Annotated in this window: 23 protein-coding genes; 8 read left to right on the top strand and 15 right to left on the bottom strand. The window is 59.9% G+C overall.

All coding sequences use genetic code 11. From position 1 onward, the window contains the following. Positions 1–609: a LysE family translocator gene (locus tag ACR0DY_RS09315; protein ID WP_480559310.1), complete on the bottom strand. Its 609-nt coding sequence runs from the start codon at positions 607–609 to the stop codon at positions 1–3. Between the two features lie 424 nt (positions 610–1,033). Here ACR0DY_RS09315 and ACR0DY_RS09320 point away from each other — a divergent pair, with 424 nt between their 5' ends. Further along, complete coding sequence (locus ACR0DY_RS09320) at positions 1,034–1,939, top strand: LysR family transcriptional regulator (RefSeq protein WP_480474271.1); 906 nt, start codon at positions 1,034–1,036, stop codon at positions 1,937–1,939. 52 nt (positions 1,940–1,991) lie between these two features. On the opposite strand, the gene ACR0DY_RS09325 is transcribed toward ACR0DY_RS09320, so the two are convergent. Further along, positions 1,992–2,909: a hydrogen peroxide-inducible genes activator gene (locus tag ACR0DY_RS09325; protein ID WP_480547232.1), complete on the bottom strand. Its 918-nt coding sequence runs from the start codon at positions 2,907–2,909 to the stop codon at positions 1,992–1,994. Positions 2,910–3,007: 98 nt separating this feature from the next. Here ACR0DY_RS09325 and ACR0DY_RS09330 point away from each other — a divergent pair, with 98 nt between their 5' ends. Further along, a complete protein-coding gene (locus ACR0DY_RS09330; RefSeq protein ID WP_480506523.1) occupies positions 3,008–3,970 on the top strand; it encodes a sodium-dependent bicarbonate transport family permease in 963 nt (320 codons plus the stop codon). On the opposite strand, the gene ACR0DY_RS09335 is transcribed toward ACR0DY_RS09330, so the two are convergent. Genes ACR0DY_RS09335 through ACR0DY_RS09350 form a run of 4 tightly spaced genes read right to left on the bottom strand, consistent with a single transcriptional unit; the run spans position 3,963 to position 6,879 of the window. Then, on the bottom strand, positions 3,963–4,865 hold the full coding sequence (locus ACR0DY_RS09335) for an OmpA family protein (protein WP_480547228.1): 903 nt from the start codon (positions 4,863–4,865) through the stop codon (positions 3,963–3,965). The two genes, ACR0DY_RS09330 and ACR0DY_RS09335, sit on opposite strands and share 8 nt — an antisense overlap. Further along, the gene (locus tag ACR0DY_RS09340; protein ID WP_209505114.1) at positions 4,862–5,434 is read right to left on the bottom strand and encodes a peroxidase-related enzyme; all 573 of its coding nucleotides are present in this window, start codon (positions 5,432–5,434) and stop codon (positions 4,862–4,864) included. Before ACR0DY_RS09340 ends, ACR0DY_RS09335 begins: the two co-directional genes overlap by 4 nt. Positions 5,435–5,449: 15 nt before the next feature. Continuing rightward, positions 5,450–6,160 (bottom strand): GNAT family N-acetyltransferase, encoded by a 711-nt coding sequence (locus tag ACR0DY_RS09345; protein WP_480547226.1) that lies wholly within the window; start codon positions 6,158–6,160, stop codon positions 5,450–5,452. Further along, a complete protein-coding gene (locus tag ACR0DY_RS09350; protein WP_480547224.1) occupies positions 6,157–6,879 on the bottom strand; it encodes a competence/damage-inducible protein A in 723 nt (240 codons plus the stop codon). The genes ACR0DY_RS09345 and ACR0DY_RS09350 overlap by 4 nt, the downstream gene beginning before the upstream one ends. Before the next feature lie 50 nt (positions 6,880–6,929). Here ACR0DY_RS09350 and sfsA point away from each other — a divergent pair, with 50 nt between their 5' ends. Further along, on the top strand, positions 6,930–7,661 hold the full coding sequence (gene sfsA, locus ACR0DY_RS09355) for a DNA/RNA nuclease SfsA (protein ID WP_480898148.1): 732 nt from the start codon (positions 6,930–6,932) through the stop codon (positions 7,659–7,661). Between the two features lie 56 nt (positions 7,662–7,717). On the opposite strand, the gene ACR0DY_RS09360 is transcribed toward sfsA, so the two are convergent. Next, positions 7,718–8,635, bottom strand: a complete 918-nt coding sequence (locus ACR0DY_RS09360) for a homocysteine S-methyltransferase family protein (RefSeq protein WP_480547220.1) — start codon at positions 8,633–8,635, stop codon at positions 7,718–7,720. 274 nt (positions 8,636–8,909) lie between these two features. Between ACR0DY_RS09360 and map the strand changes: the two genes are divergently transcribed. Further along, entirely contained in the window at positions 8,910–9,722 is an 813-nt protein-coding gene (map, locus tag ACR0DY_RS09365) for a type I methionyl aminopeptidase (protein ID WP_209598440.1), read from the top strand. Here the strand turns inward: map and ACR0DY_RS09370 are convergent. From ACR0DY_RS09370 to ACR0DY_RS09385, 4 genes are read right to left on the bottom strand one after another with little or no spacing between them, the layout of a single operon-like run. Beyond that, positions 9,710–9,889: a hypothetical protein gene (locus tag ACR0DY_RS09370; protein ID WP_209505120.1), complete on the bottom strand. Its 180-nt coding sequence runs from the start codon at positions 9,887–9,889 to the stop codon at positions 9,710–9,712. The two genes, map and ACR0DY_RS09370, sit on opposite strands and share 13 nt — an antisense overlap. 25 nt (positions 9,890–9,914) lie before the next feature. Next, complete coding sequence (locus ACR0DY_RS09375; protein ID WP_209598441.1) at positions 9,915–10,550, bottom strand: HAD family hydrolase; 636 nt, start codon at positions 10,548–10,550, stop codon at positions 9,915–9,917. Then, on the bottom strand, positions 10,543–11,103 hold the full coding sequence (gene rsmD, locus ACR0DY_RS09380; protein WP_480484568.1) for a 16S rRNA (guanine(966)-N(2))-methyltransferase RsmD: 561 nt from the start codon (positions 11,101–11,103) through the stop codon (positions 10,543–10,545). Before rsmD ends, ACR0DY_RS09375 begins: the two co-directional genes overlap by 8 nt. Continuing rightward, on the bottom strand, positions 11,100–12,311 hold the full coding sequence (locus ACR0DY_RS09385) for an NAD(P)/FAD-dependent oxidoreductase (protein WP_480484567.1): 1,212 nt from the start codon (positions 12,309–12,311) through the stop codon (positions 11,100–11,102). Before ACR0DY_RS09385 ends, rsmD begins: the two co-directional genes overlap by 4 nt. Positions 12,312–12,410: 99 nt before the next feature. Between ACR0DY_RS09385 and ACR0DY_RS09390 the strand changes: the two genes are divergently transcribed. From ACR0DY_RS09390 to ACR0DY_RS09405, 4 genes are all read left to right on the top strand, one after another. Next, positions 12,411–12,896, top strand: coding sequence for a redoxin family protein (locus ACR0DY_RS09390; RefSeq protein WP_480474293.1), 486 nt, complete (start codon positions 12,411–12,413; stop codon positions 12,894–12,896). Positions 12,897–12,999: 103 nt separating this feature from the next. Beyond that, the gene (locus tag ACR0DY_RS09395) at positions 13,000–13,245 is read left to right on the top strand and encodes a glycine zipper 2TM domain-containing protein (RefSeq protein WP_209598444.1); all 246 of its coding nucleotides are present in this window, start codon (positions 13,000–13,002) and stop codon (positions 13,243–13,245) included. A 10-nt stretch (positions 13,246–13,255) separates the two neighbouring features. Beyond that, positions 13,256–13,603 (top strand): EF-hand domain-containing protein, encoded by a 348-nt coding sequence (locus tag ACR0DY_RS09400; RefSeq protein ID WP_480484566.1) that lies wholly within the window; start codon positions 13,256–13,258, stop codon positions 13,601–13,603. A 15-nt stretch (positions 13,604–13,618) separates the two neighbouring features. Then, the gene (locus ACR0DY_RS09405; RefSeq protein ID WP_209505127.1) at positions 13,619–13,930 is read left to right on the top strand and encodes a hypothetical protein; all 312 of its coding nucleotides are present in this window, start codon (positions 13,619–13,621) and stop codon (positions 13,928–13,930) included. Here ACR0DY_RS09405 and ACR0DY_RS09410 read toward each other — a convergent pair. From ACR0DY_RS09410 to ACR0DY_RS09425, 4 genes are read right to left on the bottom strand one after another with little or no spacing between them, the layout of a single operon-like run. Beyond that, positions 13,927–14,220, bottom strand: coding sequence for a 4a-hydroxytetrahydrobiopterin dehydratase (locus ACR0DY_RS09410; protein WP_209505128.1), 294 nt, complete (start codon positions 14,218–14,220; stop codon positions 13,927–13,929). The two genes, ACR0DY_RS09405 and ACR0DY_RS09410, sit on opposite strands and share 4 nt — an antisense overlap. After that, positions 14,217–15,404: a GNAT family N-acetyltransferase gene (locus tag ACR0DY_RS09415; protein WP_480484565.1), complete on the bottom strand. Its 1,188-nt coding sequence runs from the start codon at positions 15,402–15,404 to the stop codon at positions 14,217–14,219. Before ACR0DY_RS09415 ends, ACR0DY_RS09410 begins: the two co-directional genes overlap by 4 nt. A 45-nt stretch (positions 15,405–15,449) precedes the next feature. Beyond that, positions 15,450–16,217: a glycerophosphodiester phosphodiesterase family protein gene (locus ACR0DY_RS09420; RefSeq protein WP_480898151.1), complete on the bottom strand. Its 768-nt coding sequence runs from the start codon at positions 16,215–16,217 to the stop codon at positions 15,450–15,452. Next, positions 16,214–16,669 carry a RidA family protein gene (locus ACR0DY_RS09425; RefSeq protein ID WP_480474299.1) on the bottom strand — a complete coding sequence of 152 codons (456 nt, stop codon included), beginning with the start codon at positions 16,667–16,669 and terminating at the stop codon, positions 16,214–16,216. Before ACR0DY_RS09425 ends, ACR0DY_RS09420 begins: the two co-directional genes overlap by 4 nt. Between the last annotated feature and the right edge of the window lie 12 nt (positions 16,670–16,681).

Here is a 16,681-nt window from a genome sequence, read left to right on the forward strand (position 1 = left end):
CTAGTCGGACAGCGCGAGTTTTGCACCCAGTGCGCCAAAGGCCGTTGCAAAACTCCGCCTGATCCACTTCATCACCGTTGGACGGCGGATCACATAGTCGCGGGCCAGTGCTGCGCAGCCCCCGTATCCGACGAAGACAACAAAGGTCATGCCCATAAAGGCCAGTGCCAGCTGGATCAGCGCACCCCCTGCGTTCGCCGTGTCGGCTGGCAGGAACTGCGGCAGAAACGCCAGAAAGAACAGCGACAGCTTGGGGTTCAGCACGTTGATGAGCGTTCCCGTGATGGCAATCTTAAAACTGCTTTTCGCGGTCTTGTCGGCGGTGACATCCAAGGCGCCGCCACTCCTGAGGATGCCCCACGCCATGTAGAAAAGGTAAATGACACCAAGGTATTTCACGAGCTGAAACGCCACGGCACTGGTGTGCAGCAATGCGGCAAGCCCGACGATACTGGCCACGGCAGCGGGAACGATTCCCACTGTGCATCCGACCGCGGCGGCAACGCTAGCCCGGAAACCGCGGCCAAGGCCAACGGCCAGTGTGTAGATGACACCGGTGCCTGGCAGCAGCACGACGATCATGGATGTGATGAAGAATTCCAGTGACATTCAAACCCCCTGCAAATGCGCGCAGGGTCGCGAACATCCGCGAAGATGTAAATAGCGATCGGTCCGGGAACAGGGGTTGCGGCCCGGTGTCGCCGCTGGGCGGGGTGGTGAAACTTGGCTTTGAAAAGGGTTTTCGGGGTACCGTGCCCCTGGCCAAAACACCGGGACAGGCCGACGACGATGAAAACGGATTTCCTGACCCCCTCTGCCGTCACAAAAATGCCATTCTAAGATGAACAGAAACGTATGATTGCGTGGAAAACGCAGTATCGCAGGCGTCGGGGCCGGTTTGGAAACCACTGTTTCTGCGTTTCTCATACGCAAACGATCCGATTCAAATCCCTGATATTATCCCATGTGTGCCCCGATTCCGCCCAGATTCAGAGCGATAGTCGGGTTGGAAATCAAGATCTGGGGAACGAGAATGGACCGACTGACCGAAATGGAAGCCTTCGCCAATGTGGTGGACCAGGGTGGCTTCACCGATGCGGCCAAGAAGATGGGCATCTCCAAATCGGCCGTGTCCAAACACGTCTCGAGCCTCGAAGCGCGTCTGGGAGCCCGGCTGCTGAACCGCACCACGCGCCGGGTGTCGCCGACAGAAATCGGCCTGGCCTATTATGACCGCGCGCGTCGCGTTCTGAATGATGCGGGTGAAGCGGATTCGCTGGTCACATCGATGCAATCGGCCCCGTCCGGACTGCTGCGCATCAGTGTTGCCACGGATTTCGGCGTCAATCACCTGTCGCCGGTCCTGTCTGATTTCCTGGCCGTCTACCCCGACATCACCGTGAACATGGTTCTGAACAACCGCTATGTCGAACTGATTTCCGAAGGATTTGACGTGGCCGTGCGCATCGGAGAGCTGGAAGACAGCACGTTGCGCGCCCGCAAGCTGACCGAAACGGTCAAACGCATGGTTGCCGCGCCCAGCTATATCGAACGGTTCGGGCGCCCGCAGAAGATCGACGATCTGAACGAACACAAGCTGCTGCACTATTCCAGCCAGTCGTCAGGCAATGTCTGGAAGCTGACCGCACCGTCCGGTGAAAAGCGTCAGGTGCGCACCGCGGGCTGGCTGAGCGTGAATGACGGACAGTCGCTGCTGAACGCGGCCATTTCGGGGCTGGGGATCGCGTATCTGCCCAGCTATCTTTATGCCGAGGCGTTGAAATCGGGGCAGGTTGTCGATGCCATGCCGTCCCTGCCGGACGAGGTACAAGGCATTTACGCCGTTTACCCGCCCGGCCGCTTCACACAACCCAAAGTCCGGGCCTTCATCGATTTCCTGGTCGATGCGTTCGAAGACAAAAGCCCGATGGATTGGTAGTTTCTCCCTGAAGACCAACCTTTGGCCCGCATGTCAAAGTGCGGGCCTTTTTTTATGAACCGATCACCGTCAGACCCATGGATCGCGCGGAAGAGCGCAGGCTTTCCATCAATACGTTCTGGCCCGGCGGCGGCGTTTCGGCATTACGCGCCAGCAATGCGATATCGCGATTTGCATTGGGAATGGACAGCGGTCGCAGGCGCACCTCGTCGCGGTAGATCCCCTGTCTGCGAGCATAAAGATCAGGCAGTACCGCAACCCCAACCCCCGAAGCCGCCATCAGAACAATGGAATCAAGCGTCGTGCCTTCATACTCATCCGAAACCACACCTCCGCATTCCGCTGCCAGCGCATAGACGATGCGCGACAGGCGGTGGCTTTGGTCAAGGGTCAGGAACAGCCGGTTCTGCAAGTCGGCAGCTCTGACGCCCTGTGGGTCCTGCGCCAGAACGTCGTCAACGGCCACCGCAACCCAGAGGGGTTCGTTGAACAAGCGGTGCTGAACGGTATTGGGGTGATCCTCGGGCGTTGACAGGATCAGGTCAAACCGACCGGATTTCAGGCCCTGTTCCAGATCGCGGGTGTTTTCCTCGCGCACGACAATGCGTAATCCGGGGCGCAGGCGGTGCACCTCTTTGATGGCTTGCGGCAGCAGGTACGGCCCGATCGAAGGCAAAACGCCCAGTCGCAACCTACCGCCAACCGGCATATCGTTGGTCATGGCGTGGCGCAGGTCCTTGACCTCGGCAAGGATCTTTTGCGCGCGCGAGATGAACTCTTCCCCCTTTGTGGTCACCTGAATTCCACCACGGTTGCGGTCAAAGATCCGAATGCCAAGCTCTTGTTCTACGGTTGCAATTTGCGCCGACAGGCTGGGTTGGCTGACATTCAGCACCTCGGCGGCCAAACTGAACCGCCCGAGGCGGCTGACCGTGACGATGTATTCCAATTGGCGCAGGGTTGGACGCATTTCATAGCCTGAAACTATATTAAACTTATAAAGATAGTATTTGGCGAAATCAATTTTGCAAGGCACCTAGCCCTGAAACGAGGGATCAGGAGACAAGTATGCCCGGAGTGATCGAGACGCTGTCCAGCAACCTGCTGGTGCCCACCATATTGTTTTTTGCCCTAGGGCTTCTGGCCGCTTTTGTGCGCAGCGATTTGTCTATCCCGGCGGGCGCGGCCAAGTTCATGTCGCTTTACCTGCTGCTGGCCATCGGGTTCAAAGGCGGTGCCAGCCTTGCCGCGCATGGCATCCACCTGCAACTGTTCCTGACCCTGCTGGGCGGCGTGGCCCTGTCCTTTACCATCCCCTTCGTGGCCTTTGCCCTGCTGAGGGTTATGACACGGCTGGATGCGTTAAATGCAGCGGCGGTCGCAGGGCATTACGGCTCGATTTCGATTGTCACCTTTGTCACCGCCACCAGCCTGCTGGATCTGGTGGGATTGACCCATGACGGGTTCATGGTGGCGGTTGCGGCAGCGATGGAGGTGCCGGCCATTCTGTCGGCGCTGTGGCTGGCGCACAAGACCGGCGGCAATGGCGTCAAGGATGACAAGCTGTGGCGTGATCTACTGGCCAATGGATCGATTGTGCTGTTGACCGGGGCGTTCCTGATCGGGGCCATTACCGGGGGTGAAGGTATGCAGATGATCGCGCCTTTCATCGTTACGCCCTTCACTGGCATCCTGTGCTTGTTCCTGCTGGATATGGGGCTTTCGGCGGGGCGCAGCCTGATCAGCAATCGCGACAAACTTTCAGTTGGCCTGTTCGCATTTGGCGTATTGATGCCCCTGATCGGCGCGCTGATGGCCTGGGCCGTTGGTGCGGTGATCGGATTGCCGCAAGGCAGCCTGTTCCTGTTCATGGTGCTGTCGGCCTCGGCGTCTTATATCGCAGTTCCGGCCGCTATGAAAATTGCACTACCGAAGGCCGAGGCCGGGATTTATCTGACCCTGTCGCTGGGTGTGTCGTTTCCGTTCAACATCACGGTCGGACTGCCGCTCTACCTGTGGTGGGTCAGTTGACGAGCAAGACCGCCTCGACCCGGCGGTTCAGCTCGCGCCCTTCGGGGGTTGCGTTCGAGGTAAGCGGGGACAGATAGCCGACGCCCTGCGCCTCGATCCGGTCAGCGGCCACGCCATGCGCATCAATCAGACGGGTGCGGACCGACTCGGCCCGGCTTTTGCTGACCGCGATATTGGCCTGCAACGCGCCGGTGTCATCGGTATGCCCCACCAGCGCCAGGCGCATCTTTGGATTTTCGGCCAGATACCCGGCCAGCAGGGTCAGAGAGGCATATGTCCCCTCGTCCAGCGCAACCTCACCGGTTGGAAAATGCAGATCGTCCAGTATCACGTGACCCGATGTTGCCAGCGCCTCAAGCAGCCCGCCCGACCCCTCGACAGCCTGTTCGATCACGACCGGAACAGGGTCTGGTGCATTCTGGGGTGTGACGCGGATCATCTGGACATACCCGTCCGGAGGGTTGCGGCTGACCAGCAGGCTGAGGGCAACAGCCCCCTTGGTGGCCGACAGGAAACGGTAATCCTGAATGGCGACATACATGTCCGGGGTCGGAACGACCTCGGTGCCAAAGCGGAAATCGAAGCCGCCACAGGCGCGGGCATCACATTCGAACAGAATCTTGTAGCCCTGCGCCTCGATCTGGTCGCGCAGCGGCGTCAGAAGCTGAAGGGTTGTGCTTGAGCCCGCCTGAAGCCGCCACGTGTAGCGTTCAACCCGGCCTTCGAGGGTGTCAGCAGGCACCGCGCCATTCGCATAAGGCCCCGTTGGCAGGTCATAGCTGTCCAGCGGCGAGGTGCGGTCGCTGATCTGGCGGGCGCTGGCTGGAAGGGTCAGGTCCTGCGCCAGAACCGGCCCCGCCAGCAGCGTGGCAATGAGGGCGGCTGATCGGATCATCGAAACTGCGCGTGATACTCGGGGTTGGGCACCATTGCCGTGGCACTGGCCACCCGGTTGGACATGTTGAAGAACCCGGCAACATTGGCAATGTCCCAGATATCGCGGTCGGTAAAGCCTGCATCGCGCAGCTTCTGGCGGTCGGGTTCTTCGATCTCGGCGCTGGCGGTGGTCATTTTGGCGGCAAAGTCCAGCATCGCGCGCTGCCGGGGCTCGATCGGGGCAACGCGGTAGTTCATCACCAGCATCTCGCCCAGTTGCGGGTTGCCCGAAAGCTGCCGGACCGCCGCACCATGCGCGACCAGACAGTAGAAGCACTTGTTGATCGACGACACGACTACGGCAATCATCTCGCGCTCCAGCTTGGACAGGCCGCTGTTGGCCAGCATCAGATCGTTATACATCGCCGTGAACGTGTTCAGCTTGTCGATATCGAAGGCGTTTGCCTTAAGCACATTCGGCACCATGCCCAGCTTTTCGACACAGATATCAAAATATTTCTGCGTTTCCGGCGGCAGCGGATCGACCATGGGCAGGTTCAGCGCGGTGGGCATGTCTTTCTGTGTCATGGCGACCCCTTTTGTTCAGACAAGGTGACGGTAATGGTATTCACTGGCGATCTCCATCCCGAGGGCGCAATAGAGACCATTGGCACCTTCATTGGCCTTGGTGCAGATCACACTGAAGGTTTGAGCGCCGTTGTCACCTGCCCAAATCGCCGCGGCGCGCATGGTCCACTGACCCAGCCCCTGACGGCGGTGCGCGGGCAGGATTTCAAGCGCATGCAGCATCGCGACATCGCCATGCATCGCCACGAAGGCTGCGCCGCTGGGTTGGTCGTTGTGGCGCAGCAGCAGACCGGTTTTGGGACCCTTCGCGCGCTCCATCACCGCCAGACGTTCGGGCCCGATCCCACCAGCTGCCCAGATTTCGCGCATGATTTCAAGCGGCTCCCAGACCGAAAACACCATGACCGGAGGGATCGGCTGATCGGTGAGGTGAGAGACGGGGCACGTATAGATGTTGACCGGATCAAGGATGTCATATCCCCGTTGCGCCAGCTTTGCATCCAGCGCCTCATCCCCCGGGCGCAGGCAGAAGATGGATTTCTGCCCCATGGCCTGCATCGCGGCCTCGGCCGCGTCGATATCTGCATCGCTGGCCCGGGCCAGCGCATTGGCCGCAGAAACACGCGAGCCGCCGCCCTGCCCTTCGCGCAGCTGAAACGGCCCCAGCCTGCGATACCGCGCGGCAGGCCATGTGCCGTCGACGATGTCCGCCCAGTCGCCTCTCAAAGCGCAAGCTCTTTCGCCAGACGGGTCATGGCCGCGTCAATCCGACTGCCATCGGTGCCGCGTACCACCACGTTGGCCCCAAAGGCCCCGTTGATCTGAAACGGATAGCAGCCGATGGACAGATCGCTGAAATCCTCGGCCAGCGCAGACAGGTTGGCGGCGATATCGCCTTCGCCCCGGTCCACGCGCAGGGTTTGCGACAGCAGGGGGCTGCCACCGGTCAGTGTGGGCAGGACGCTGGCGACCATGGCCTGAAACACCAGCGGCACCCCGGCCATCACATGCACGTTCTTCAGGGTGAAACCGGGCGCGGTCGAGACCGGATTGTCGATCAATGTCGCGCCATCCGGGATACGCGCCATCCGCAGGCGGGCGGCGTTCAGTTCCAGCCCGGATTTGTCGTAATGCGCCTGCAACAGCGCGCGCGCGTCGTCGCGAACGTCAATCGGGGTGTCAAAGGCGCGCGCAATACAATCGGCGGTGATATCGTCATGGGTCGGGCCGATGCCGCCGCTGGTAAAGACGGTGTCGTGGGTGTCAGACAGCGCTTTGACCGCCGCTTCGATGGCGGGGGCGTCATCGCTGACGATGCGGACCTCTTTGAGATCGATGCCGTGTTTTGCCAGTTCCTGCGCCAGAAAATGCATGTTTGCATCGCGGGTGCGGCCCGACAGGATTTCATCCCCGATCACCAGCATTGCTGCGGTTGGATTGGCCATGGCGCGGACTCCTCTTGATCGTCTTCAGGGGCAGGTATAGGCCGTGAGACATGCGTTTTGAAACCCCTCTTGTCCCCGCCCGTCTGATCCGTCGCTACAAACGCTTTCTGGCCGATTGCAGGCTGGATGACGGGCGCGAAGTGACGGCCCATTGCGCCAATCCGGGATCCATGATGGGGCTGGCCGAACCGGGCCAGATGATCTGGCTGGAACCCAACGACGATCCGAAAAAAAAGTTGAAATTCGGATGGCGGCTGGTGGATCATGAAAACGGGCATTTCACCGGGGTCGATACATCCGTCCCGAACCGGGCTTTGCGGGCAGCGCTTGCGGCGCGCGAGATCCCCAAGTTGGCCGCTTATGACACCGTCCGGCCCGAGGTGAAATACGGGCAAAACAGCCGTATCGATTTCCTGCTGAGCGGCCCCGGCCTGCCAGATGCCTATATCGAGGTCAAAAGCGTGACGCTGTCCCGCCAGCCCGGTCTGGCCGAGTTCCCCGACAGCGTCACCGCCCGCGGCACCAAACATCTGGGCGAGCTGGCACAGATGGCAGCGCAGGGGCACCGGGCGATCATGCTGTACCTGGTGCAACGCACCGATTGCGACCGGTTCGCGCTGGCCGCGGATATCGATCCGGCCTATGCGGCGGCCTTCGAGGTCGCGCGGGCGCAAGGGGTAGAGCGGATGATTTGCGGGACGCGGATTTCGCCGGATGGGGTTTGGGTTGACGTCAGTACCTTTCCAGTAATCAACCAGCATGACCCTGGCCTGCTGACCTAGCCCAAAAATGCGCGCGATTGACTAAGGAGCACTGATTGAGACTGATTGGTGCGCGTCTAAGACGCAGCAACCGCTTGTGCCATGAGTTTCAAATGCCTCATATCTGTACCGCAGCACCCTCCTATCACTGAAATTGACGGGTTGTTATGCACGACGTCCGCAATCTCTTGCCCAAGCACATGGGGGTCACCTTCGTCTAATTCCTCGGCCTCATCCAGTTCCGCATGAGAGCAACTTGATGCGTTTGCGACAACGCCTCTTAGTCTTGGATGGCGATTTAGCGCATCGGAAAAGTGGGTCGGATGGGCACAATTGACCATGAAGAACTGCGCAGCCGCATCCGTGGCGACATCGATTTGATCCAGCGCGTCGACAAGCTTTGTTCCATCTGCCAGACACCCGTCGGTTTCAACAACCAATGACATCACTATCGGTAGTCCAAAATCCTGCGCAGCCAGAATGCAGCCCGCTGCTTCGCTAGGTCTGTTGAACGTATAAGCTGTCACCAAGTCGACACTGGTTTGTTTCAAAACGGCAAGCTGCGCACTGTGATACCGACGGGCATCATCGATCGACATGGCCGGAACGTCCGCATAGGGATCGTGGCGTGGGCCGACGCAAGCAGAAACCAAAACGTCATCTCGACCAGCGCTCTGACGCACGTCTTCCATTAACGCGACAGCATCCCGGTTTATTTCATCCAGTTGTTCGGCATCGTAACCCAGAGGAGCAGCCCGATCGGCATTGGCCATCCAAGTCGGTGCATCAAGTATGCAACCCACCTCCATCTCGCCCGCCAACTGAACAAGCGCGTGCATCTGACCTGCAAGGACAGAACGGGTTTCTGGGTTCTCTAGCAATGGAAATGAGGCAAATCCCGGCAAATCTATGCCGTGGTTAAAGATCAGATCCGTGCCAGTTCCGGCAAAAACCAAATACTTCTTGTCTGTCTCGTGCGGGAGCTGTCGTGGCACTTCAGTGCGCTCCTTAGTTGTTGGAGTTCGTCGCAACAATAACAGGGCAGAGGCTGTCTGTGAAATTTGCTGTGTAAACTGAACAAACACCAAACCGTTATGCGTCAACGCAATGGTCGATGGGTCAAACCGGATTTGAAACCTAACTTCAGTTCAAGTTCTTGAACTCTCGTGGTTCTGCCCCATGTGCCGCCTGATACACTGCGCCCTCTGGTACTTTCTGCACAAGCAGCGTAAAAGAAGTGCCGCGCGTAACAATTGGAGCTTTGCGTCGATGAAAGAGCATCGTGGCCGCCTGACCAAGGACGGTATCCGCATCTATGAACAGGGTGATTTTGCCGGGATGCACGCGGCGGGCGCTCTGGCGGCGCGGATCCTGGATGATATCGCCGCGCATGTCTTTCCCGGTCAGACCACGGGTGCGCTTGACGGGCTGATCACGCAGATGGTCGAGGATGCGGGCGCGACCTCGGCCACGATCGGCTATAAGGGGTATGAGCACGCCAGCTGCATCAGTGTGAACCATGTGGTCTGCCACGGTATTCCCGGTGACAAGAAGCTGAAGGATGGCGATATCCTGAACATCGATGTGACCGTCATCGTGGATGGCTGGTTCGGTGACACCTCGCGCATGTATGTGGCGGGCAAGCTGCCGCGCAAGGCCGAGCGTCTGATCCAGGTAACCCATGACGCGCTGTTCAAGGGCATCGAGATGGTCAAACCGGGCAACACGTTCGGCGATATCGGCCATGCCATTCAGGCCTATGTCGAAGCGCACCGGATGAGTGTTGTTCGCGACTTTTGCGGGCACGGTCTGGGCCGCGTGTTCCACGCGCCGCCGAATGTGCTGCATTATGGCCGCCCCGGCACAGGCGCGGTTCTTGAGGAAGGTATGTTCTTTACCATTGAACCGATGGTCAATCTGGGCCGTCCCGAAACCAAGACACTGGCCGATGACTGGACCGCTGTGACCCGCGACAAGTCGCTGTCGGCACAGTTCGAGCATTCGGTGGGCGTAACGGCGAATGGGGTCGATATCTTTACCCTGTCACCGGGCGGCAAGTTTCACCCGACCTATTCGTCCTGATCGGCGGCCTGTTCGCGCAGGAGCTTCAGCAGCATCGTCTCAGCCCCCCAAGGGGTAACCGCATCGTGGATGAACACCGGCGCGCGCAGGGGCTTGGGGTCAGGTTTCGTCGTGACCTCGGCGTCGCGGGAGACTGTCCAGACAAAGGGTGTCAGAGCATGGTCCATGGCTGCACCCTAGCACAGTTGGGGGTCAGAGTCCCAACAGCGGGTGCGCCTGTGACATATCCGTGATCACCTCGGCCCCAAGATCGGCCAGCCTGTCACCACCGCCATGCGGCGCGTAGGCCAGACAGCGCATATTGGCCCGGATTGCAGCCGTAACGCCATTGTGGCTGTCTTCGATAACCACAGGGGCCTGTGCGCCAAAATTCTCAGCCGCCAGTTGGAACATCTTTGGATCAGGCTTGCCGGTGCCCAGCACATGGGCCGAGAACATCACATCTTTGAACCGGTCCCAAAGCCCGTTCTGGCCCAGCGTGATCTGCATCTTGTCCGGACTGCCGTTTGAGGCCACGCAATAGGGGATGCCCCGCTGATCCAGCGCCGCAAGCAGGTCCGCGACACCAGATACCAAAGGCACACCGGCGCGCAGGCGGTCGTAGGTTTCGGCATAGACCTGATCAATCCAGTCTTCGGGCAGATCAGCGCCCATTCCACGCGCCTTGTCGCGCACCCCAACCATGGTTCCGCCCACAAACAGGGACATGCATTCGGGCAAGGTCAGGTGCAGGCCATAGCCCGCCAGATTGTCCGCCAGCACCTGGTTCGAGATCACCTCGCTGTCGACCAGAACACCATCGCAATCGAAAATGACCAGATCATGCACTTTGATCACCGTTCCGCATCAATGAAATATACGTGTCGCCATATTTGCGGCTGTCGTGCAACGTGAACCCGGCCGGAGCCTGCATCCGTGAGTTTTCTTCCCAAACCAGCAGCGCATCATCCGCGATCCAGCCATTGGACAGCGCGGCAATGGCTTTCTGACCCATGGCCTTGCCATAGGGCGGGTCCAGAAAGATCAGATCGTAGGGTGCGCCCGGATTTTCGCCCAACCGGGTTGCATCGCGGCGGATCAGGTCGGTGCGCCCGGCACTGCGGGTCAGGTCGATATTCTTGCGGATCAAACCCTGCGCCACGCGCCCGTCATCGACGAAGGTGACATGCGCCGCGCCGCGTGACAGTGCTTCGAGCCCGAGCGCCCCGGTGCCAGCAAACAGGTCCAACACGCGCAGGCCGTCGAAATCGATCTGATGGACCAGCACGTTGAACAGGCTTTCGCGCACCCGGTCGGTGGTCGGGCGCAGATGTGCGCCCGCATCGCCCTTGCCGATGGGGGTCAGGGCGCGACCGCGGAACTCTCCGGCGATGATCCTCATGCCTTGAGCAGCGGTTTAAGGTCTGCATCCGGGTCAGCCACGACGGCCGGGTCTGCCGTTTTTCCCATCTCGATCAGGCGCTTGCCAACCATATAGGCGCGCGGATCGTTCATCGCGTCGACCGCAATCAGCTTGTCGCCGTTGTAATACCAGAAGGATACGGTCTGCCCTTCGCCCTGCCGCGTCACCACGCGGTCATAGCCGGTGTTCAGGCCCGCGATCTGAAGCTTGACGTCATATTGATCCGACCAGAACCACGGGGTTGCCACATAGTCCTTGGCCGCGCCCAGCATGTTCTGGGCCACGATCTCGGCCTGATCAATGGCGTTGGGGACGCTTTCCAGACGGATGCGGCCTTCGCCATGGGGAAAGGAGGCGCAATCGCCAGCCGCCCAGATCGACGGGTCGGACGTGCGGCCATGGGCGTCGGTCCTGATGCCGTTATCCAATTCCAGCCCGGCCATCTCGGCCAGCTGGGTCGCGGGTGCAATGCCGACGCCAACCACTACAAAATCAACGTCCAACTTTGTGCCGTCGGTCAGAACCGCGCCGGTGACCTTGCCGTTTTCGCCGATCAGACGATCCAGCCCGACACCCTCGCGGATGTCAGCGCCGTATGCACTGTGCAACGCGCGGAAATAATCGCTGGTCTCGGGCGCTGCGACCCGTTGCAGGATACGGTCGGCCATTTCAATCAGAGTGACCTTGACGCCGCGCTTGGCGCAGACAGCGGCAGCTTCGAGCCCGATATACCCGCCGCCCACGATCAGCGCGCGGGCGCCTTCGGTCACTTTGGGCTCCATCTCGTCGATATGGGCCAGATCGCGCACCACATGCACACCGTCCAGATCGCCACCAATCGCGGCAGGCAGGCGGCGCGGGTCCGATCCGGTGGTCAGCGCCAGTTCGTCGTAAGAGATAACCTCATCCCCCAGGGTGACCGTTTTGGCCTTGGGGTCGATACCGGTGACGCGCTGACCCAAACGCAGGGTGATGTTGTTTTCCGTGTAAAAACTTTCGGGCCGCAGGAACAGACGCTCAAGCTCCATCTCGCCCAGCAGATAGGCTTTGGACAGGGGTGGGCGTTGATAGGGCAGATGCGGCTCGGCCCCGATCAGAGTGATCTCACCCGCAAACCCGTCCTTGCGCAGACGAGCCACCAAAGAGGCGCCTGCCTGCCCCGCGCCGATCACGACAATATGGTTCATGCTTTGCCTACCCCGTAGTTTTCAAGTGGTCACCGTGTTCAGACCACCTATATTGCGGCTAAGCACATTTCTGCAAATCCAAACGACAGGAGCTGAATAATGATTTCAACAGGAGATACCCTGCCCGAAGCAACGCTGATTCAGATGGGCGCGAACGGGCCGGAAGAGGTGCGGATTTCAGACAAGACCAAAGGCCGCAAGGTGGTGATCTTTGCCGTGCCGGGGGCTTATACCGGCACCTGCACGACCGCCCATGTGCCCAGTTTCATCCGCACGAAGAAACAGTTTGACGCCAAGGGCGTGGACGAGATCCTGTGCCTTTCGGTCAATGATCCGTTTGTGATGCAGGCGTGGGGGCAATCCACGGGCGCGACCGAGGCGGGGCTGACCATGGTGTCGGACGCAGCGGCAGAGTTCACCAAGGCCATCGGCATGGATTTCGACGCGCCGCCCGTGGGGCTTTTCGCGCGGTCCAAGCGGTACGCAATGCTGGTCGAGGATGGCACGGTCACGGTGCTAAATATGGAAGAAAACCCCGGCGCCTGCGAGATTTCCGCCGGTGAAGGCCTGTTGGATGTGATCTGATTTTGATCGGCCCTGGTCCGACCGGGGCCTTTCGCCGCCAATTTAACTTGAAGCACCGCCCCAGAGCGCGAATACTTGGCCTATTCATACGGGGAGTTTTTTCATGAAACTTAACGCGTTCTACCTATTACTGTCCGGCGCAGCCCTTTTGGCGGCCTGTGGACCGGCCCCAACCCCGCAACAGCAAGCTGCACGCCAGCACGAAATTGCCTGTCTGGGCGGAACGTTGGGCGGGGCGCTTATCGGGGGCGCGATCGGCAACCAGTTCGGTGGCGGATCGGGCAAGACGATCCTGACCGCAGCGGGCGCTGCCGCTGGCGGCATCGAAGGTCAGAGATTCGCGTGCTGAGGAGGTCGATATGAAACAGTTAAGCCTGGTGGTATTCATGGTGGCTTTGGCCGGTTCGGGTCACGCCGAAAGCGTGGCTGAACTGCACGAAAACGAGTTGAAGGCCATCGACGCCAACAATGACGGGTTCCTGTCCAAAGACGAGTTCGATGCTTTCTCGGATTATGCCTTTCAGGCAATAGACGAAGACAGGAACGGCACTTTGGGTCAGGCCGAGGCCAAACCGTTCATGGACATCAAACTGTTCCGCAACGCTGACCGAAACGGCGACAACGTAATCTCAAGACCTGAATTTGACACCCAGATGGGCGCGGATTTCCAGTCTGCGGATCAGGACGGGAATGGTCGGCTTGACTAACGACAGGAGCATGGGATGAACAAATGGCTTGGGGTGACAGCGCTGGCGCTGGTTGCGGCCTGTGACGTGCCGCAGGCCCCGTTGGTGGCAGGCCCAGACGGGCAGGCCCGCATTCAGATAAACCTGTCTGGCCTGACCTGCTATGAAAACAAGTGTCTGGATATCAACCCGGCCGCGCGCAGCGTGCGTCAGATCGGAAACAAGACCACGGGCATTCCAAGGGCGATTGACGTCAGCGACGGCACTGTCACGCCTGCCGAGTTCCGGCAGATGGGCACTGCCGCATCGCTGGCAGGCGGTGAAGGGTCAGGCCGCAACGATCGCTAGCACAGACTGTCCATCTTGCGGGCCAGCTTGGCATCCAGCGACGACAGGCCGCCCACGTCATGGGTGGACAAGACAACCTCGACCGTGCGGTAGACATTGAACCATTCGGGGTGATGGTTCCACTTCTCGGCCCAGATTGCCACCTGTGTCATCCAGCCGAAGGCATGGACAAAATTGTCGAAAATGAAGGTCTTGGTGATCGCATCGCGGCCTTCAACCATGGTCCAACCGTTTTTGAACAGCGGATCCAGCAGCGGGCCACGGGTTTCGGTCGACAAGAGTTCGGTCATTGCTGTTCCTCCGGGTTCGATTTCCTGAACGGGCCGTAATCCGTCAGAATCTCGATCTCTTCTTCCACTGCGTGGCCTTCGGCGTCCAGATATTTCTTGACCGCATCGGCAAAACCCGGATCGCCTACCCAATGCAAGCTATGCGTGCGTGTTGGCAGGTACCCTCGCGCCAGCTTGTGTTCACCCTGTGCGCCTGCCTCGACCCGGGCCAGACCTTGGGCAATGGCAAAGTCGATTGCCCTATAATAGCACAGTTCGAAATGCAGGCAGGCATGATGTTCGATGCAACCCCAATAACGCCCAAAAAGGGTTTCACGGCCGATATAGTTCAACGCACCCGCAATGGGAAATCCATTCCGTTCGGCCAGCACAAGGGCCATGTCATCTGCCATCGTATCCTGTGCAATATCAAAGAACCGCCGCGTCAGGTAGGGTGAGCCCCATTTGCGCGATCCGGTGTCCTGGTAGAACCGCCAGAACGCGTCCCAATGTTCGGGGCGCAGCTGGTCACCGGTCAGAGTGCGGATCTCACCACCAAAACCACAGGCCTGCGCACGTTCTTTCCGGATAGTCTTGCGCTTGCGCGACGACAGCGCGCTCAGAAAGCCGTCGAAATCCGAATAGTTATCGTTCAGCCAGTGAAACTGCTGCGATCGGCGCAGCATCAGACCCATCTGTTCGCCAGCCAATGCTTCATCCTCGGTACAGAAGGTCGCGTGAAGGGACGAAACCCGGTTGTCAGCCGCAAGCTGCACCGCCCCCTGAACCAGCGCCGACATACCGATCCGTTCATAGCCCGGACGCACCAGAAACCGCCGCCCGGTTGCCGGGGTGAACGGCACCGCGATTTGCAGTTTGGGGTAATACCGCCCGCCCGCGCTTTCATAGGCATGGGCCCAGCTGTGATCGAAGATGTATTCGCCCTGGCTGTGCGACTTGGCATACATCGGGGCCGCCGCGATCAGCATCCCGTCATGATAGGCCGTCAGGTATTGCGGCTGCCAGCCGGTGCCACGCCCTACCGAGCCGCTGTCTTCCAGCGCCAGCAAAAAGCGATGTGTGGTAAAGGGATCAAGCGGCCGCCCGCCATCGGCAGCTTCGGGGCAGGCGCAGGCATCCCACTCTGCCGCTGCAATCTGCGACAGAGCGCCCAGTACCTGAACCTCGATCTGTGCCTGATCCATATGTCCTCCGCGCCTGTCTTTTATCTGTGACCGCACGAAGGGGGTTCAAGTCGAATGCGCAGCCAAATAGCTTTCGAAGGTCACATTGTCGGCAACCTTGCGGGCTTCTGCCTCTTGTTCGGGCGACCGGATCGTCCAGCACAGGATCGGCACGCCCCGCGCCTTGAGTTCCGCGACGCGGGGGCGCGACAGGTCTGCGGCTTCGTGGCTGATGAAACAGGCGCCGACACGGTCGAAATCCGGGATATCGCGCAAGTGATCGCAGACGCTTTGCGGCAAAAGCTCGACACTGGGCTCATACGCGCAGGTCGTGATCCCGCGCGGCAGATGCGGGGCCAGCCGCGCCAGTTCAGCGACCGAGTTGGGATTGAAGGACATCAGGGCCACCGGGCCTTTGTAGCCCTGCAACGCGCGTACGGTGTCGCGTTCAAGCGCGCCCACTTTCGTGCCCATCGCCCCGTCCTGATCCTTTAATTCGATCAGCAACGGCACCCGGCCCGCGACAATTTCCAGCACATCATCCAGTGTCGGAATGCCATCATCCCCATGCAGAAGCGGCGTACCAGAGGCGGCCAGTGCCGTGACCTGCTGAATGGGCCCCGACCGCCCGGTCAGGCGGGTCATGTCATAATCGTGAAAGACCATTGCCTGGTCATCCGATGTCAGTTGAAGATCGATCTCGATCCCGTAGCCAGCTTCAATCGCGGCACGAATGGCCGCCCGGCTGTTTTCCGGGCGGTTCTTGGTAATGTCGTGCAGCGCCCGATGCGCAAACGGGGCCTGCAAAAACACATCTGGTAGGGGCGGCGTCATTCGATTTCGAAAATGCCTTCGATCTCGACCGCGACACCCAGCGGAAGCGACGCCGCGCTGACGGCGGAACGCGAATGGCGACCGGCATCGCCCAGCACCTCGACCAGAAAATCGGACGCGCCGTTGATCACCTGCGGCTGTGCCGTGAATTCAGCGGTCGAGTTCACGAATCCGGTCAGCTTGATCACGCGGACCAGCTTTTCGATATCGCCGCCGCAAGCCGCCTTGACCTGTGCCAGCAGGTTGATCGCGCAGACACGCGCCGCCGCAGCCCCGGCTTCGACATCCAAGTCATCGCCCAGTTTTCCGGTGATCAGCTTATCAGTCTTCGAGATCTGGCCAGATACATAAAGGATGTTGCCGACACGCACGAAAGGCACATAGTTGGCCGCAGGCGCGGGCGCGTCTTCCAGCGTTACACCGAGGCTTTCCAGTTTGGCAGCGATGCTCATTGCGAGGGTCCT

The organism is Ruegeria sp. O6 (assembly GCF_056535045.1).

What these genes read in the sequence shown, in the direction of transcription:
- ACR0DY_RS09415 (WP_480484565.1), bottom strand. Translation starts at nt 15,404, where the DNA reads ATGGATCAGGCACAGATCGAGGTTCAGGTACTGGGCGCTCTGTCGCAG.
- ACR0DY_RS09420 (WP_480898151.1), bottom strand. Translation starts at nt 16,217, where the DNA reads ATGACGCCGCCCCTACCAGATGTGTTTTTGCAGGCCCCGTTTGCGCAT.
- ACR0DY_RS09405 (WP_209505127.1), top strand. Translation starts at nt 13,619, where the DNA reads ATGAACAAATGGCTTGGGGTGACAGCGCTGGCGCTGGTTGCGGCCTGT.
- ACR0DY_RS09425 (WP_480474299.1), bottom strand. Translation starts at nt 16,669, where the DNA reads ATGAGCATCGCTGCCAAACTGGAAAGCCTCGGTGTAACGCTGGAAGAC.
- map (WP_209598440.1), top strand. Translation starts at nt 8,910, where the DNA reads ATGAAAGAGCATCGTGGCCGCCTGACCAAGGACGGTATCCGCATCTAT.
- ACR0DY_RS09340 (WP_209505114.1), bottom strand. Translation starts at nt 5,434, where the DNA reads ATGACACAGAAAGACATGCCCACCGCGCTGAACCTGCCCATGGTCGAT.
- ACR0DY_RS09320 (WP_480474271.1), top strand. Translation starts at nt 1,034, where the DNA reads ATGGACCGACTGACCGAAATGGAAGCCTTCGCCAATGTGGTGGACCAG.
- rsmD (WP_480484568.1), bottom strand. Translation starts at nt 11,103, where the DNA reads ATGAGGATCATCGCCGGAGAGTTCCGCGGTCGCGCCCTGACCCCCATC.
- ACR0DY_RS09385 (WP_480484567.1), bottom strand. Translation starts at nt 12,311, where the DNA reads ATGAACCATATTGTCGTGATCGGCGCGGGGCAGGCAGGCGCCTCTTTG.
- sfsA (WP_480898148.1), top strand. Translation starts at nt 6,930, where the DNA reads ATGCGTTTTGAAACCCCTCTTGTCCCCGCCCGTCTGATCCGTCGCTAC.
- ACR0DY_RS09395 (WP_209598444.1), top strand. Translation starts at nt 13,000, where the DNA reads ATGAAACTTAACGCGTTCTACCTATTACTGTCCGGCGCAGCCCTTTTG.
- ACR0DY_RS09330 (WP_480506523.1), top strand. Translation starts at nt 3,008, where the DNA reads ATGCCCGGAGTGATCGAGACGCTGTCCAGCAACCTGCTGGTGCCCACC.
- ACR0DY_RS09390 (WP_480474293.1), top strand. Translation starts at nt 12,411, where the DNA reads ATGATTTCAACAGGAGATACCCTGCCCGAAGCAACGCTGATTCAGATG.
- ACR0DY_RS09400 (WP_480484566.1), top strand. Translation starts at nt 13,256, where the DNA reads ATGAAACAGTTAAGCCTGGTGGTATTCATGGTGGCTTTGGCCGGTTCG.
- ACR0DY_RS09410 (WP_209505128.1), bottom strand. Translation starts at nt 14,220, where the DNA reads ATGACCGAACTCTTGTCGACCGAAACCCGTGGCCCGCTGCTGGATCCG.
- ACR0DY_RS09335 (WP_480547228.1), bottom strand. Translation starts at nt 4,865, where the DNA reads ATGATCCGATCAGCCGCCCTCATTGCCACGCTGCTGGCGGGGCCGGTT.
- ACR0DY_RS09325 (WP_480547232.1), bottom strand. Translation starts at nt 2,909, where the DNA reads ATGCGTCCAACCCTGCGCCAATTGGAATACATCGTCACGGTCAGCCGC.
- ACR0DY_RS09370 (WP_209505120.1), bottom strand. Translation starts at nt 9,889, where the DNA reads ATGGACCATGCTCTGACACCCTTTGTCTGGACAGTCTCCCGCGACGCC.
- ACR0DY_RS09350 (WP_480547224.1), bottom strand. Translation starts at nt 6,879, where the DNA reads ATGGCCAATCCAACCGCAGCAATGCTGGTGATCGGGGATGAAATCCTG.
- ACR0DY_RS09315 (WP_480559310.1), bottom strand. Translation starts at nt 609, where the DNA reads ATGTCACTGGAATTCTTCATCACATCCATGATCGTCGTGCTGCTGCCA.